Origin of the sequence: Cupriavidus sp. H19C3, from assembly GCF_049393815.1 — a bacterium.
Lineage (GTDB): Bacteria > Pseudomonadota > Gammaproteobacteria > Burkholderiales > Burkholderiaceae > Cupriavidus.
This window is the reverse complement of record NZ_CP184986.1, coordinates 51,742-67,696: the sequence shown is the minus strand read 5'-3', so window position 1 is coordinate 67,696 and position 15,955 is coordinate 51,742. Positions and strand designations below refer to the sequence as shown.

The following is a 15,955-nucleotide window of genomic DNA, read 5'->3' as shown; positions in this document are numbered from 1 at the left end:
GCCCGGCATTGGATTGGCTATTCACGTGGGTCTCCTCGTCTTGTCGTTGTTGGGTGCAAACACTGGTGTGCGAGCGGGTCAGTGCGAGTGCCGCGGCACCTCGGCGCCGCGGCATCCGACCAGGAAGTCGAGATCGCAGCCCTCGTCGGCCTGCAGCACATGCTCCACGTAGAGCCGCTGATACCCGCCCTGCCCTGCGCGGCCGTCTGCCTGCGGCGGCCTGAAGTGCTCCATGCGATCGGCCAGTTCCTCCTGCGTGACGTCGAGGTGCAGGGTGCCGGCCTCGCAATCGAGTTCGATCCAGTCACCGTCGCGCACCGCGGCCAGCGGGCCGCCGGCGGCGGCTTCCGGCGCCACGTGCAGGACCACGGTGCCATAGGCGGTGCCGCTCATGCGCGCATCGGAGATCCGCACCATGTCCTTGACGCCCTGGCGCAGCAACTTGGGCGGCAGGCCCATGTTGCCCACCTCGGCCATGCCCGGGTACCCCTTTGGCCCGCAGTTCTTCATCACCAGGATCGAGTCGGCATCGACATCGAGCGACTCGTCGACAATGCGCGCCTTGTAGTGCTCCAGGTTCTCGAACACCACGGCACGGCCGCGGTGCTTGAGCAGCGACGGGGTGGCGGCCGAGGGCTTGAGCACCGCGCCGCGCGGCGCCAGATTGCCGCGCAGCACGCGGATGCCGCCATCGCGGATCAGCGGCTGGTCGAGCGGGCGGATCACCTCGTCGTTGAAGTTGGGCGCCTCGCGCACGTTGTCCCACAGCGAGCGGCCATTGACGGTCAGGGCGTCCGGATGCGGCAGCAGGTTGGCCTCGCCGAGCCGGCGCAGCACGGCCGGGAGCCCGCCGGCGTAATAGAACTCTTCCATCAGAAAGCGGCCCGACGGCATCAGGTCGACGATCGTCGGCGTGTCCCGCCCGATGCGGGTCCAGTCTTCCAGCTCCAGGGGCACGCCGATCCGGCCGGCAATCGCCTTGAGGTGGATCACCGCGTTGGTCGAGCCGCCGATGGCCGCGTTGGTGCGGATGGCATTCTCGAACGCCTCCCGCGTCAGGATCTTCGACAGCGTCAGCCCTTCGTTGGCCATCTCGACAATGCGGATGCCGGACATGTGGGCCAGCACGTAGCGGCGCGCATCCACGGCGGGAATCGCCGCGTTGTGCGGCAACGTGGTGCCGAGGGCTTCCGCCATGCACGCCATGGTCGAAGCCGTCCCCATGGTGTTGCACGTGCCGGCGGAGCGCGACATGCCGGCTTCCGCCGAGAGGAAATGATGGAGGTCGATCTCACCGGCCTTGAGCGACTCGTGCAGCTGCCACACCGCGGTGCCGGAGCCGATATCCTTGCCGTCGAGCTTGCCGTTGAGCATGGGACCGCCGCTGACGACGATCGCCGGCACATCGCAACTGGCAGCGCCCATCAGCAGCGCCGGCGTGGTCTTGTCGCAGCCTGCCAGCAGTACGACGGCATCGATGGGATTACCCCGGATGGCTTCCTCGACGTCCATGGCGGCCAGGTTGCGGGTCAGCATCGCGGTCGGCCGCAGGTTCGACTCGCCGTTCGAGAACACCGGAAACTCCACGGGGAACCCGCCGGCTTCATAGATGCCGCGCTTGACGTGCTCGGCGATCTTGCGGAAGTGCGCGTTGCAGGGCGTCAGCTCCGACCAGGTATTGCAGATGCCGATGATCGGGCGGCCGTCGAACGCGTGGTTCGGAATGCCCTGGTTCTTCATCCAGCTGCGATACATGAAGCCGTTCTTGTCGGCGGTGCCGAACCATTGGGTCGAACGGAGCTTGGGTTTCGTTTCCGGCATGGGTAAATCCTGGCGAAGCGGCGCGCTGGGGCGGCCTGACTGATTGGGCGTGGACAAGGCGCATGTGCGGCGCACGTACGACGCACGTAGGACGCACGTAGGGGAGGTGGCTTTGTCTCCGGCTTGCACGGCGCCCTGGGGGCACGCGCTTTTCTTTTCTCAGGCGGCAGTGTACAAAGCCGACGAATATCCTTCTAATGAAGATTCGCGCCGTTGCGATATCGAATCGGATATCGGTAGAAACCCCAAGTCCCCCTGCCATGAGCCTGTCGCCCTCAACCCGGTTTTCACCCACGCCCTCCGCGCCCTCCGCGTCCCCCTGGTACGTCCGCGCCCGCCTGAAGACCCGGCAACTGCTGCTCCTGGTGGCGCTGGATGAGGAGGGCAATATCCATCGCGCCGCCGAGGCGCTGAACATGACGCAGCCCGCCGCCTCGAAGCTGCTGCGCGAACTCGAGGCCATGCTGGGCGTTTCGCTGTTCGAGCGCCTGCCGCGCGGCATGCGGCCCACGCGCTACGGCGAGGCGATGATCCGCCACGCGCGGGCGGTGGTCGGCAGCCTCGACCAGGCGCAGGAAGAAGTGATGGGGCTGAAGGCCGGGCAACTCGGCCATGTCGCGGTGGGCGTGATTACGTCCCCGGCGGTGCGGCTGCTGCCGCCCGCGGTAGCCGCGCTCAAGCGCAACTACCCCGGACTGCGCGTTACCGTCGAGATCGAGAACAGCAACGTGCTGCTCGACAGACTGGCGCAGGAAAAGCTGGACCTCGTGATCGGCCGCTTATCGGCGGAACACGACAAGCTGCCGCTGCGCTACGAGCCGATTGCCGACGAACCGGTCTGCGTCGTGGCGCGCCCCGATCATCCGTTGGCCCAGGCCAGCGGTCTCTCGCTGGAGGCCGTGCAGCACGCATGCTGGATCGTGCCGCCCGATGGCAGTGTGCTGCGCCATCGCTTCGAGGTCATGTTCCGGCGCGCCAGCCTGGTGCCACCGGCGGATATCGTCGAAACCTCGGCCCTGCTGCTGGTCACGCGCATGCTGGAACTCAGCGACATGCTGGCGGTACTGGCGGCGGACGTCGCCAACTACTACGCGCGCCACGGCATGGTGCGCGTCCTGCCGCTGGAGGTGCCGTGCCATATGGACGACTTTGGCCTGATCACGAGAACGGATCGGCTGTTGTCGCCCGCGGCGGAACGGATGATGGCGGCGCTACGCGGCCTGGACCCGGCTAGCGCGCCCAGTCCGACGCAAGGTCCGACGTAAGGTCCGACGCGAGGCCCGACGTAAGGTCCGACGCGAGGCCCGACGTAAGGCGCGCAGCCGGCGGCATGGGCTCCGCGCTGGCCGCATCCCTCGCCTGGGCACGCCATCGTCCCGGCGTGGTGCCGGTGGCCTTGCGAAACACGTGGGTGAAGTGCGCCTGCGAGTGGAAGCCGGTCTGGACGGCGACCGCCGCCAGCGCAAGCTGCCCTTCCGACAGCAGCCGCTTGGCGATCTCCAGACGCGCCTCCGTCAGATAGGTATGCGGCGTCATGCCGGTCGCCCGCAGGAACTGCGCGGCAAAGTGCATGCGGCTAAGCCCGGCATGATCCGCCATCGCCTGCAGCGAGATCGCTTCCGTCGCATTGGCGCCGATAAAGTCCATCACCCGGCGCAGGCGCCATGCCTGCAGGCCCCCGGGCCGGTCAGGGGTGCGCGCCGCCTGCCACTGCGCACGCACGAGGTACGTGATCACAGCCCGGCACGCGTGGTCGACAAACGGTGCCGTCGACGGGCCCTGCAGGCTGGCCGCTTCGTACAGGGCGTTGACGCAGCGGCCCAGGATGGGATCGGCACGAAAGCGCGGATCCGCGAGCGTGAATCCATCGGGCAGGTACTGTCCGCATTGCCGCAACGTTTCCCGCATGGTGGCGAGGGGTACGTACAAAATCACCGACTCCATGGGCCGCTCGACGCGGGCTCGTACCTGCTGTCCGGGCGGCGTGACCTGTGCGGCCCCGAATTGGCCGCCGCGCGTATAGGCTGGCGCCCCGGCCGGATGACTGCCCACGGGCGCAGGGCACTCGACCGCCGCATTCCGATCCACCGCCGCATTCCGGTCCACCAACGTATGGCGATCCACCACCGTATGGCGATCCACCACCGTATGGCAGTCGACCACCGTGTCGGATAACAGGACCTCGATGGTGTAGTGACGGTCCAGTCGCGGCGAGGTGAGCGTGCGCAGTTCACGCCGCCGGTCGCTCCACCTTTCCCACGCGCACGGAGCATCGGCTCCTTCGCGCAACAGACGCGCATGCCCTCGCCACGCGGGCGCGGCGTCGGCCGTCCGCCATGCCTGCGTGTCGGTCATGGCGGTGGCATCGGCACAGAAAGAATCGTGACTCATGGCAGCTCGGAAAGGTTGGCATGCGCCGCCTCGCTGGCTGCCGGATCGGCCAATCGGGTGGGCCGCCGGCATGCCGGCGGCCCCTGGCCTGGAGGGCAGTCCAGAGGCAGGGCTTATGGGGTATCGCTTCGAACCATTGTCGTAAGCGCCTTGCTGCAAGGCAATATGGCGCACAGAGGTGGTCGATAAGCTGCGCTTATGTGGTCGGCGCTCTCGGCTGACGGCGTTCGGGTGTTGGGGTGTGCGGGTGTGCGGTGCGATCCGTTGCCTCAGGCGGCCATGCGCGCAGCCAGCGCGGCAGTCTCCTGCGCCAGTTGCACGCGCAGCTGGCGGATCACGTCCTTGGCGTGTTCCGACAGCGGAGAGCCTGCGCGGAAGGCGATCACACTGTTCAGCACCACCTCGACCGAGAGCGGCCTGACCGTCAGCCCTCTGTCCATATAGTCGGCGGCGACCAGCGGATGCGATACGCCAACCCCTACGCCGGCCAGTGCGAGTTCACAAACCGTATGCGAATTCGGGGTCTCGACTTGCGGCTTGAGAAAGACGCCGGCCTCGCCAAACTGCGTCTCAAGCGAGAGGCGCGTGGGGTCCGCCGAGTTCAGCGCGATAAACGGCTGCCGCTCCAGGTCCTGCGGCACCACCGTGTGCCGACGCGCGAGCGGGTGGCCATCCCGCATCACCACTACCGCACGCAAGTGGGCAAATGGCGAATGCTCAAGCCCGGCCATCGACAGGCCAGTTGCCATCAGACCGAAATCCACCTTCCCGGCAGACACGGTTTCGTGGACCTCATGGGAGTTCATGACCTGCAGCGAGAGCTGCACGCCGCGCTTGTCGGCTTCGAAGGCGGCAAGCGCGCGCGCAATAAAGCCAAGCCCGAACGCGGGATTGATGGCGACCGTCAGACGTCCGTGCCCATACGAGCGCAGGCTGCGGATGCGATGCTCGATGTATTCGTAGCCGGCGAAGAACCGGTCGACGTCGCTCATCAGCGCGCTGGCGGCGGAGGTGGGCTCAAGCCGCCCGCGCGTGCGCGAGAACAGGCTGACGGCGGCAGCGACTTCGAGCTTGCGGATCGCCTGGCTCACTGCCGGCTGGGAGACACCGAGCAGGACGGCCGCCTTGCTCATGCTGCCGGATGTCATCACCGCACGAAAGATCTCGATCTCGCGAATGCCCATACCTCCTATCCCCCGCCGTGATTGCGCGGGCATTAGCTTACCTCAGTGAACACCGGCAGCGGCGTCACAGATCGAGGAGCAGGCGAGGACCACCGCCCGCGGCGGGATCCGCGGGCACCGCGCAGCAAATGAGCGCTTCATCGGCCTCCGTGCTGAACGCGGGCGCCGCCGCATAAGCCACCGCACCTTCCACGATCCTGGTGCGGCAGGTGCCGCAGGTCCCGCCACGACAACTGAACTCGGGACTGAGACCGCGTGCTTCGGCAAGCTCCAGCAAGGTGCCGTCGCCGGGGTTCCAGCGCGCTTCCTTGCCGGACCGGACGAAGGCGACCGGCGTGGACGCCGGCGCGGGGCGGCGCACCGGCGTATTCATGGCAGCCGTGGCGGCTTGCTGCCGCCGCGCGAGGCCGGCCGGCCCGAAGGCCTCGGCATGAATCCGTGCATCGGCAATATCGAGATCGCGCAGGCCGTCGTACATGGCCTGCATGAAGCCCGGCGGCCCGCACAGGTAGAAGTCGTAGTCGTCGAACGGCAGCGTCTGCCGCAGCAGCGCGATGTCGATCCGTCCGGCCACGTCGTAGTCCTTGCCTTCCTCGGCCCCGTCGACCTCCGACAGCACCCGCACCAGGCGCACCTTGCCCTCGGAGGCGTCGACGAGGCGCCGCAGTTCCGCGGAAAACGCGCGCTCGCCGAGCGACCTGGCGGACTGGAACATCCATGTCTGGCGCACCCGGCGCTTGCGCAGGCCTTCATAGACCACGTGCCGCAACATGGCCAGCAACGGCGTGACACCGACACCGGCGGCAAGCAACACCGCGGGCCGACGCTCGGCGGCATCGACCACGAACTGTCCGGCCGGCGCGCGCGCCTCGATCAGGCTGCCGACCTGCAGTGCGTCGTGAAGATAGCTGGAGACCACGCCCTCGCGCTTGACGCTGATCCGGTATCGGCCGTCCGACGGCGCTACCGAAATGGTGTAGGTGCGGATGACCGGCTTGCCGCACGCGGGCGGCGTGACGCGAATCGGCAGATGCTGCCCGGCCAGGTGCGGAATGGTTCCTGCGTCATCGTCCGGCTGCAGGTGAAACGAACGGATCGACGACGATTCGTCGACGATGTCGGCCACGCGGAAGGGGCGCCACGCATTGGCCAGCGCGGCAGCCTTCAGGCGCTCCGCGGCCTGGTCCCAGCTTCCCGTCATCAGCGAGTTCGGCGACCAGCCGTCGGGCAGGAAGCGCCAGCGCACCGGCAAGGCATCGGGTCGGTACACGATGTGCCGTGGCGTAAAGTGCCAGAGCCGCTCGGCGCCCTGGAAAGCGCCGATGACCGGATCGTCGAGCGTAACCGTCGCGGTGCCGCTCAACTGGAGCATGTCGCCGGTCTCGAAATCGACGAAGGCCACGCTCGCCCGCGGATTGACCAGGAAGTTGCCGAGCGTGGCGAAGAACAGGTTGCCGGCAAAGTCAGGCACGGTGAGCACGCCGTCCTCGCTCACGCGCACAAAGCCGGTCTTGCCACCGCGGCTGGAGACATCGACCTGCCGTGCGTCCTTGCCCTCCCCACCGCCATTGACATCGGCATACGACGCCACGAACAGCATGTCCGCCGCGCCGATCAGGGCGCGCTCGCGCGGACCCAGCACAGACAGCTTCTGCACCGGCGCCGGCGACGGCTCGGCCGGCTCGCGCGCGAACGCCGGTTCGCGCAACTGGATGTACTGTGGGCAGTTGCCGAAGCTCTGCGCCACGGTCACGTCGAATCCGGTGCCGGTCCGGTTGGCCACCGCACCATTCATGCGGTTGCGTCGGCGCGTATGGAACTCCACGCCGAGCAAACCGACACCGGCCCCTTCGACCAGCCCCGCGCTGGCGGGATCACGCGGATCCGTCACCACCTCGATATGCAGCGAGGTACTGGTGGGAGACTGCACAAAGCCCGGCCGCCCCGCGATCACCGTGGCCCACGGATCGCCGGCTTGATCGACGGCACCCAGCACCAGGAAGGGCAGGCCCGCGAAGAACGCGCGGTGCTGGTCCGGCATGTAGTCGCGTATCACACGCCGCCCGACATCGCGCATCCGCGCGTCGACGCCGAGCTGCCGTTGCATCGTCAGCTCGCCCGCATGCCATGGCGAAGCCGGTTCGTTCGCGTTTTCCATTGCCATCGTCTCCCTCCCTCGGGCCTGATGTCTGCTGAGTCGGGACAGTCTTAATGCGCGGCGGCAAGACCCACCGGCGTCTTGTCGAACGCCAGGAATCCAGGCAGCGACTCGATGCGCTGCAGCCAGGCGTTCACGTTTCGATAGGCCGAGAGATCGACGTTGCCCTCGGGTGCGCGTGCGATGTAGCCGTACAGCGCGACGTCGGCGATGGTGGGATGGCCCAGCGCCAGGAACTTGCGGCCTTCCAGCTCGGCGTCGATCAGCTTGAGGATGGCGTGCGCGCGCGCAATCACCTCCTCCGCGTTGTAGCGTGCACCAAAGACGGTAATCAGCCGTGCGGCGGCGGGGCCATAGGCGACTTCACCGGCGGCGACGGACAGCCAGCGCTGCACGGCCGCGGCCGCCAATGGCGCTTCCGGCAGCCAGTCGGTCTCCCCCAGCTTCCTGGCCAGATAGACCAGAATGGCATTCGAGTCGGCAATGACATCGCTGCCATCGACCAGCACCGGCACCTGGCCGAAGCGGTTCAGCTTGAGGTATTCGGGCGACTTGTGCGCACCCGCGGCCAGATCGACCTCGATTGCTTCGTATTTGACGCCCAGCAGCGACAGGAACAGGCGCACGCGGTGCGAATGGCCAGACAGATGGTGGTAGTAGAGCTTCATGGCGGCGGTTTCCGAACTAGGTTGGACTTGGCGACGATCGTGCCGGCAAGCGGCGCGATCCGGTACGCGCGGCAGGGTGTGCGCGGCGCAGGGCAAGACTAGTTCCGAGGGTCACCGCGCGTATTGCAAGTTCGCACGGCCGCCATCGCGATGTCAGGACAGCAAGGCGGGCCTCCACGCCAGGCGGCGGAGCCGCTCAACTAGATCAGATTGGCTTCGCCCGTCTTGATCAGGTGCTCGATATAGCGTTCCACAGCTAGGGCACCCTGGGTTTTATTGAGCACCTTGGCGTACTTGTAGATGCCGAGGCGCCTGGTCTGCTTCTTCGACTTCTTCTTGTGAATGCGCGGCTGCGCCGTGAATTCAAAGGCCTGGCTGGCCGGGTCGAAGCCGCGCTTGGCACCCAGCCGCTTGTTGATCTGCGTGTTGCGACGATGCAGGTTCCGGTACCCGCCGATCTGCCGCACGCGATTCTGTGGCTGCGTCAGGTTGAGCCATGGATGGCTCGCCGAGGTGAAATAGTCCTGCCCCGCGGTCTGCGTCAGCATGAAGTGGGCATCGCGGTAGAAGGCCAGCGCCGGGTATTGCGCGTCGAGCTCCACGCGCTTGTCGGTGGTGCCCTCCATATCGTCCTCGAGCCCATTTTTGTGCGAATTGTCGGTGCCGAAGGTGGGGCTATGCACCTGGTGCATCTCGGGGTTGGGAATGGTGATGGCAAACGCTTCGTTGTACGCGCCGGCATCGCCGCGCACGTTCTGCGACTCGCCCGACGGCGCGTGATCGCGGTTGACCGCCGCCCCGGGCAGCCAGGCGGCCGTGCCCGTGAGGCTCTGGTAGCTGCGCGAATATCCGGAGTCCGACTTGAGCGTCACGTTCCTGGCATACGAGCCGACGTCGAATGGCGACAGGTTCTCGCCGGTGCGGTCGGCGCGCCGCCGGTCCACCAGCTCGCCCTTGGTCAGGCGGTCGAGCAGGGCCTGGTTCGCGCTCACGCTACCCGGAGTGGCGGGCACGGTGCTGACCGCGGCGCCGCGCCGGTCCTTGGCGGCGGGGTCCCATTCATGGAACAGCTTCCTGACATCGTCGTAGCTGTAGCGCGCCAACGTCACGGGGTCCATCACCTTGTTGCTGCCATAGCGCTTGCCGGCGTTCTTGAAGGTAGAGAACATCTCCGGCTTCATCTCGACGTACTTGCCTGCGTACTGCTGCCGATTCGCCGCCGTGTTGGCGAGATAGTTGACCTTGCCGCTCTCCAGGATTTCGAACAGCACATTCCTGGGATCGTGCGTGGTGGTGGGTGCCACCGCCGTGATGGGCCCCGTGGCGGGCAAGGGCGCGTTCACCGACGTCAGCACGCGCTCGCCCGGCTTTTGCGAGTGCATGCGGTTGTTCACATAGTGGTAGACCTCGCCGGTAGCGCTATGCGTATAGGTGCCATCGCCGTTGTCGCGCAGGTTGTACCGGCGCTCCCGTCCGCCGACATCGACGTACTCCCATTTGGCCTGCAGCGGCATGGTGCTGCCGAGCATCGGCAATGGCAGCGGCTGCAGCGGCTGGAGCGGCTGGAGCGAGGCTGTCGCCGGTGCTGCGCCAAGCTGGCTCAGGCGCGACGATTGCGACGCCATGCGGCGGCTGTCGTCCACACGCCGCTGCAGGGCGCCACCAGGCTGGCGCACGTCGCGCACCGGCAGGGCCGGGTCGGCACGGGCCGGTTGTCGGGCTTTCACGTTCTCACTGGTCCGGTTACGGGTCGCGGACGTTCAGCGTCAGCCTTGGCCTTGGCGGTGGCCATCTCTGCAGAACGGCCGAACGTCGGTTACGTTGACGATAATGATCAACGCGGACCGCCCCGACCATCGGTCGAATGCTGAGATGGCGTTCGGAATTGCCTAGGTGCGTGCCCGAATGCGGGCCAGGGCGGCTGTCCGGCTATTGAATGCCCAACACGCCAGGCTGATTCAGGATGGGCTGTGCATACACCGCGCAGTTCGACAACATGGACGTACCATCCACGGTGCAACGCGACAGCACATTGCTGTTGCCGTTGCTGATATACGCATAGCCACCAAACAGCGCAATGCCGAACGGCGCGTTGAGCCCGGTCGCGCCTGCGTCGATGCAGCTCGACAGCGAGCCGTCCGAATTGATGGTGCAACGCAGGACGTTGTTGTTGCCGTTATTCGTGAGGTACAGATAGCCGCCGTTGACCGCTACGGACGACGTGCCCGTCATGCCGGCAACGGGTTCGGACAGGCACGCGGTCGGGGTGCCGTCGGGCAGCACCGTGCAGCGCGTCACGTTCGATGCCGCGGCATAACCCACATACATATTGTCGCCGCTGAACGCGATGCTGGTGGCGATGGCGGGCGCGGTCAGGCTCGTGATGGCACATGCGCTGAACAATCCGTCCGCATCGACGGTGCACCGTTGCAGCTCGCCGGTACTATCGTCGACGATATAGGCCATGCCGTTGCGGAGGGCGATGCCGCCCGGCAGATTGTTCATCGGCAGGCCGGTGACCGCGCAGTTCGACAGGTCGCCGTTGGCATCGGCGGCGCAATGAATGATCTTCCCGGTGCCGCCGGAATCGATCAGATACGCCGAGCTGCCTTCGGGCCGGATACGGGACGGGAATACCAACGCGGTCGGCGTCAGGTTGACGCAGTTGGCCGGATCGCCATTCGTATCCAGCGCGCAGCGGGTCACATTCCCGCCCCCGCGGTTCGGCACGTAGACGAAGTGGCTGCGCGCACGGTAAGGGATCGTCAGCGAACCCGAGTGCGCCACGCCAAAACTGTCGGTGTAGCTGAAATCGATCGGGACCGTGCCCGACACCAGGGAGCTGGTCGGCGCGTACGTCAACGTTGCCTGGCAACTGGCCCCGGCTGCCAGCGTCGTGCAGGGCAGCGTGCCCGAGGTCACCGTCCACTCCGCGGGCAGCGTCGAAGTAAGCTGCATGCCGGTGACGTTGCCCGCCGTAGCGGTGAAGCTCACCTGTACCGAGGCCGTGGAACCTACATAGGTATCGACCAGGCCCGCCGGCGATAGCGCCGCGGTCACGGTGCCGCCGGCGATGGCGGCATACGTGACGCTGGCCGTGCCATCGCGCACCGCGCCGCCGCTGTCCGTGTAGCGATATGGCAGCGACAGCACGCTGGTGCCGACCGGCCCCAGCGGCTGGAACTGCAGCGACAGGCTGCAGCCCGCGTCGCCGGCAACGGTGGCACACGGCACGCTGCCGCCGGCCACGGACCAGCCGGCCGGGAGCGCCCCCACGTCGGCACTCAGCGCGGTGGCAGGAACGCCATCGTTGGAGCGAAACGTGAACACCACCGACGTGGAAGTGCCCACACCCACCTGCAGCGGACCCGCCGGCGCGACGGCCGCCGTCACCGCGTTGGGCGCCGTGGTGCCATAGGGGATGTCCGCGCTGCCGTGCTGCTGCACGCCGTTCGCGTCGATATAGCGGAAGCCCAGGTTCAGGTTGCCGCTGACACCCGCGAGGGTCGGGCTATAGCGCAGGTTCAGGCGGCAATCGTCATTGGCGGACACCGTGTCGCAAGCGAAGCTCGAGGAGGCGCTGCTCCAGCCAGCCGGTAGCGGCGACATGCCGGTGGTAATGGCGAGCTGGCGCGCCGCCATTCCTTGCGGCGCACGGAAGATGACGGCGATGTCGGCGGTATCGCCAACCTTGACCTGCTGGGCGGCTGCCGCCGAAATGCTCGGCGTCACCGCGGTGCCCGGTGGCGGTGCTTGCGGCGGCTTGTCGCCATCGCCGTCCCCGCAAGCACTCAGAAGTACTACTGCCAATGCTGGCAGCCACCCGTATGACACCGCCTTCATGTTCGCCCCGTCTGTCGAATGCCGTCGATCGCCCGCGAGAAGCGAAGCGGCTGTCATTGCTGTGTTTATTGGCGCGCATCTTAGCAGAGCGAGTGCACACAAGCGCGCAGAACGCCATTTTTAGGGCCTTTTTTTCGCGTTTTACGCAACATGGGCACCACGATGCGGCACGGTTGGCAACCGTGCCGCGGCGCTACCGCGCCGCGCTCTTGCGCTTGCGTTCCATCTTCTGCGCGTACATGGCGCGATCGGCGTCCGCCAGGAGTTCATGCACCGTGTGGTGTCGCGCGGCATCGAGCTCGACGATGCCCGCCGAAAAATCGAGCGCGTAGGGACGCGTCCGGCGCGCGTTCCAGTCGGCAATATGGGTGCGGAAGCGCGACACGGCCTCGGTGGCGCGCGCTTGATCGGTGTCGGTGAGCAGCACCGCAAATTCGTCGCCGCCCATGCGGGCAACGAGATCCGAATGCCGCAGCGACCCCTTCAATATCTGCGCGAAGGCCGCGAGCGCGTGGTCGCCTTCGGCATGACCGAAGCGATCGTTGATCGCCTTGAAGCTGTTCATGTCGATATACACCAGGGTCAGGGTACGGGCCAGCCGGCGACACGTGTCCAGCGCGGCCGTGGCCAGCATCGCAAAGCCCCGGCGGTTCGAAAGCATGGTGAGATCGTCGATCGTGGCCAGTTGCGTGACCGCAAGCTCGCGCTCGACCAGATGCGCCAGATCGTCGAGCGCCAGCAGGTCTTTGGCATCGAGGCTGCGTGGCTTGCGATCGATCAGGCAGAGGGTGCCGATCTTGTGGCCGCCGGGCGCGGACAGCGGCCGCCCGGCGTAAAAGCGGATATGCGGGTCCCCGGTAACGAGCGGGTTGTCGTGGAACCGCACATCGAGCGTTGCATCGGGAATCACCAGGATGCCATCGGCGCAGATGGCGTGGCCGCAAAAGGAGGTGTCCCGCGGCCCCTCGGCAAGTGCCAGGCCGTCGCGCGACTTGAACCATTGCCGGTTCTCGTCGACCAGGCTGACCAGGGCGATGGGCACATCAAACATGCGTTTTACCAGCCTGGTGAAACGATCGAAACGCTCCTCGGCGGGGGTGTCCAGGAGGTTCAGTGCCCGCAATGCGGCAAGGCGTTCCGCTTCGTCGGGCAAGGTTGCGGGGGCTTGCATTGAGCGGCATCTCCCATCGGCATGTCGACCCCGCCATTATAAGACGCTGCCATGCGCGACCCTGTCAGGTTACCGCCGGCATGCCGCAACCCGCCGCCAGGCGCCTGGCTGGAAAGCGGAACGGGCGCGGAGTCTCTCCGCGCCCGTTCCGCACCCATGCCGGCAACGACCAGCCATGTCGCCGTTGGCCTATCCCTTCACTCGCAGGTCATACCGGTCAAGGTTCATCACCTTGACCCACGCATCGACAAAGTCCCCGACGAACCTGTCGGCGCCGTCTTCGCTGGCATAGACCTCGCTCAGCGCGCGCAGCTGGGCATGCGAACCGAACACCAGGTCGACGCGCGAGCCCGTCCACCTGACCTTGCCGGTCTTGCGGTCGCGGCCCTCGAACACGTCGCGCGACAGCGCGGTCCATTCGATGCCCATGTCGAGCAGGTTGCGGAAGAAGTCGTTGGTCAGCGTTTCCGGCCGCTCGGTCAGGACACCGTGCGCGTCCTTGCCGGTATGAACGTTCAGCACACGCAGGCCACCGATCAACGCCGTCATTTCCGGTGCGGTCAGGGTCAGCAGTTGCGCCTTGTCGATCATCATGTGCTCGGCCGGCACCCGTACGCGCGGATTGATGTAGTTGCGGAAGGCATCGGCGGTCGGCTCGAGTGCGCCCATCGACTTGACGTCGGTTTTTTCCTGCGACGCATCCATGCGACCTGGCGAGAACGGCACCGTGATCTTCCTGCCGGCTTTCTCCGCGGCCTGCTCGATGGCCGCGCCGCCGGCCAGCACGATCAGGTCCGCCAGCGAAATCTTCTTGCCGCCGGACTGGCCACCGTTGAACTGGTTCTGAATGCCCGTCAAGGTCTCCAGCACCTTGCCGAGTTCGCCCGGCTCATTGACCGCCCAATCCTTCTGCGGGGCCAGCCGGATGCGCGCGCCATTGGCACCGCCGCGTTTGTCCGAGCCGCGGAACGTCGAGGCCGAGGCCCAGGCGGTCTTCACCAGATCGGCAATCGACAGGCCCGCGCCCAGGATCTGCTGCTTGAGCGCGGCGATATCCTTCTCGTCGACCAGCGGGTGATCGACCTCCGGAATCGGATCCTGCCACAGCAGTTCCTCCTGCGGCACCTCCGGACCAAGATAGCGCGCGCGCGGCCCCATGTCCCGGTGCGTCAGCTTGAACCAGGCACGTGCAAACGCATCGGCGAACGCCTGCGGATCGTCCTTGAAGCGTCGCGAGATCTTCTCGTAGACAGGATCGAAGCGTAGCGAGAGATCCGTGGTCAGCATCGTCGGCTTGAGCTTCTTCGCCGGATCGAACGCGTGCGGAATCGTTTCGTCCGTGGTCTTGGCCACCCACTGGTTGGCGCCCGCCGGGCTCTTGGTCAGCTCGTAGTCGTAATTGAACAGGTTCTCGAAGAAGCTGTTGCCCCACTGGGTGGGCGTGCTCGACCACGTCACCTCCAGGCCACTGGTGATGGTGTCCGCGCCGCGCCCCGTACCGAAGCTGTTCTTCCAGCCCAGCCCCTGCATTTCGAGGTCCGCGCCTTCCGGCTCCGCCCCGACGTGACTGGCCGGGGCCGCGCCGTGCGTCTTGCCGAAGCTGTGGCCGCCGGCGATCAACGCCACGGTCTCCTCGTCGTCCATCGCCATGCGGCCGAACGTATCGCGGATATCGTAGGCGGCGGCAAGCGGATCGGGATTGCCGTCCGGGCCTTCCGGATTCACATAGATCAGGCCCATCTGCACCGCGCCGAGCGGATTCTCGAGATGGCGCCCCGGGTCCGTGCGGCTGACCTGCTGGCCATGCGTATCCTGATCGGCCACCAGCACCGCCTGGTCATCGTCCTTGCCGGCGGCACCCTTGCCGTAGCGGACATCGCCGCCGAGCCAGGTCTTCTCGTTGCCCCAGTAGACATCGAGATCGGGCTCCCAGGTATCCTCGCGGCCCCCGCCAAAGCCGAACGTCTTGAAACCCATGCTCTCCAGCGCGACATTGCCGGCCAGGATCATCAGGTCCGCCCACGAAATCTTCTGCCCATACTTCTGCTTGATCGGCCACAGCAGCCGGCGCGCCTTGTCCAGGCTTACGTTGTCGGGCCAGCTGTTGAGCGGCGCAAAGCGCTGCTGTCCGCGCCCGCCACCGCCCCTGCCATCGCCGATGCGATAGGTCCCCGCGCTGTGCCATGCCATGCGAACGAACAGTCCACCATAGTGACCGAAATCGGCCGGCCACCAGTCCTGCGAATCGGTCATGAGCGCGGTGAGATCGCGCTTGACCGCGGCAAGGTCGAGACTCCTGAAGGCTTCCGCGTAATTGAACTCCGGGTCGAGCGGATTGGACCGGTTCGAATGCTGACTCAGCAGATCGAGCCGCAATTGTTTGGGCCACCAGTCCTTGTTGGTGGTGCCGCCGCCGGCGGCATGGTTGAAGGGACACTTTTCGTCAGACATGCTCTCTCCTTGTGGGGGGCGTACCAAACGTTCTTTGTAGTCTTCCACGTCAACGCTTACACGCAGGCCCGCCTCGGCAGGCCACCGCACACGAAATATAGTTGAGAGCCCCGGGCAACCAAATGTGAGGATTGCAATCGCGCCGATAGCGTTCCGCTATTGGAAGATTCTGACCTCGCCGGGTGGGGTTACTACCAGCGAGTGCGAGACGACGCGTGGCCTATAGTGGCGTTACGACACCAAAGACAACTGCGGCGATCAACGCTCG

10 protein-coding genes are annotated in these 15,955 nt (G+C 66.3%); 1 reads left to right on the top strand and 9 read right to left on the bottom strand.

Features of this window, described 5'->3' with window-relative positions; genetic code table 11:
* Nucleotides 1–78: 78 nt before the first annotated feature.
* Nucleotides 79–1,821: an IlvD/Edd family dehydratase gene (locus tag DFLDMN_RS19825; protein WP_423199584.1), complete on the bottom strand. Its 1,743-nt coding sequence runs from the start codon at nt 1,819–1,821 to the stop codon at nt 79–81.
* A gap of 260 nt (nt 1,822–2,081) precedes the next feature.
* Between DFLDMN_RS19825 and DFLDMN_RS19820 the strand changes: the two genes are divergently transcribed.
* The gene (locus DFLDMN_RS19820; RefSeq protein ID WP_423199583.1) at nt 2,082–3,086 is read left to right on the top strand and encodes a LysR family transcriptional regulator; all 1,005 of its coding nucleotides are present in this window, start codon (nt 2,082–2,084) and stop codon (nt 3,084–3,086) included.
* Here the strand turns inward: DFLDMN_RS19820 and DFLDMN_RS19815 are convergent.
* The 8 genes from DFLDMN_RS19815 to katG all read right to left on the bottom strand — a co-directional run bounded on the left by DFLDMN_RS19815 (nt 3,052) and on the right by katG (nt 15,687).
* A complete protein-coding gene (locus DFLDMN_RS19815) occupies nt 3,052–4,212 on the bottom strand; it encodes a helix-turn-helix domain-containing protein (RefSeq protein ID WP_423199582.1) in 1,161 nt (386 codons plus the stop codon). The two genes, DFLDMN_RS19820 and DFLDMN_RS19815, sit on opposite strands and share 35 nt — an antisense overlap.
* A 269-nt stretch (nt 4,213–4,481) precedes the next feature.
* The gene (locus DFLDMN_RS19810) at nt 4,482–5,396 is read right to left on the bottom strand and encodes a LysR substrate-binding domain-containing protein (RefSeq protein WP_423199581.1); all 915 of its coding nucleotides are present in this window, start codon (nt 5,394–5,396) and stop codon (nt 4,482–4,484) included.
* Nucleotides 5,397–5,460: 64 nt separating this feature from the next.
* Nucleotides 5,461–7,560 (bottom strand): pyridoxamine 5'-phosphate oxidase family protein, encoded by a 2,100-nt coding sequence (locus tag DFLDMN_RS19805; protein WP_423199580.1) that lies wholly within the window; start codon nt 7,558–7,560, stop codon nt 5,461–5,463.
* 44 nt (nt 7,561–7,604) lie between these two features.
* Entirely contained in the window at nt 7,605–8,222 is a 618-nt protein-coding gene (locus DFLDMN_RS19800; protein WP_423199579.1) for a glutathione S-transferase family protein, read from the bottom strand.
* Nucleotides 8,223–8,422: 200 nt separating this feature from the next.
* A complete protein-coding gene (locus DFLDMN_RS19795) occupies nt 8,423–9,949 on the bottom strand; it encodes a hypothetical protein (protein ID WP_423199578.1) in 1,527 nt (508 codons plus the stop codon).
* Between the two features lie 202 nt (nt 9,950–10,151).
* Complete coding sequence (locus tag DFLDMN_RS19790; protein ID WP_423199577.1) at nt 10,152–12,032, bottom strand: hypothetical protein; 1,881 nt, start codon at nt 12,030–12,032, stop codon at nt 10,152–10,154.
* Nucleotides 12,033–12,258: 226 nt separating this feature from the next.
* A complete protein-coding gene (locus tag DFLDMN_RS19785; protein WP_423199576.1) occupies nt 12,259–13,236 on the bottom strand; it encodes a sensor domain-containing diguanylate cyclase in 978 nt (325 codons plus the stop codon).
* Between the two features lie 189 nt (nt 13,237–13,425).
* Nucleotides 13,426–15,687: a catalase/peroxidase HPI gene (katG, locus tag DFLDMN_RS19780; protein ID WP_423199575.1), complete on the bottom strand. Its 2,262-nt coding sequence runs from the start codon at nt 15,685–15,687 to the stop codon at nt 13,426–13,428.
* Nucleotides 15,688–15,955: the final 268 nt, after the last annotated feature.

What these genes read in the sequence shown, in the direction of transcription:
- DFLDMN_RS19825 (WP_423199584.1), bottom strand. Translation starts at nt 1,821, where the DNA reads ATGCCGGAAACGAAACCCAAGCTCCGTTCGACCCAATGGTTCGGCACC.
- DFLDMN_RS19820 (WP_423199583.1), top strand. Translation starts at nt 2,082, where the DNA reads ATGAGCCTGTCGCCCTCAACCCGGTTTTCACCCACGCCCTCCGCGCCC.
- DFLDMN_RS19815 (WP_423199582.1), bottom strand. Translation starts at nt 4,212, where the DNA reads ATGAGTCACGATTCTTTCTGTGCCGATGCCACCGCCATGACCGACACG.
- DFLDMN_RS19810 (WP_423199581.1), bottom strand. Translation starts at nt 5,396, where the DNA reads ATGGGCATTCGCGAGATCGAGATCTTTCGTGCGGTGATGACATCCGGC.
- DFLDMN_RS19805 (WP_423199580.1), bottom strand. Translation starts at nt 7,560, where the DNA reads ATGGCAATGGAAAACGCGAACGAACCGGCTTCGCCATGGCATGCGGGC.
- DFLDMN_RS19800 (WP_423199579.1), bottom strand. Translation starts at nt 8,222, where the DNA reads ATGAAGCTCTACTACCACCATCTGTCTGGCCATTCGCACCGCGTGCGC.
- DFLDMN_RS19785 (WP_423199576.1), bottom strand. Translation starts at nt 13,236, where the DNA reads ATGCAAGCCCCCGCAACCTTGCCCGACGAAGCGGAACGCCTTGCCGCA.
- katG (WP_423199575.1), bottom strand. Translation starts at nt 15,687, where the DNA reads ATGTCTGACGAAAAGTGTCCCTTCAACCATGCCGCCGGCGGCGGCACC.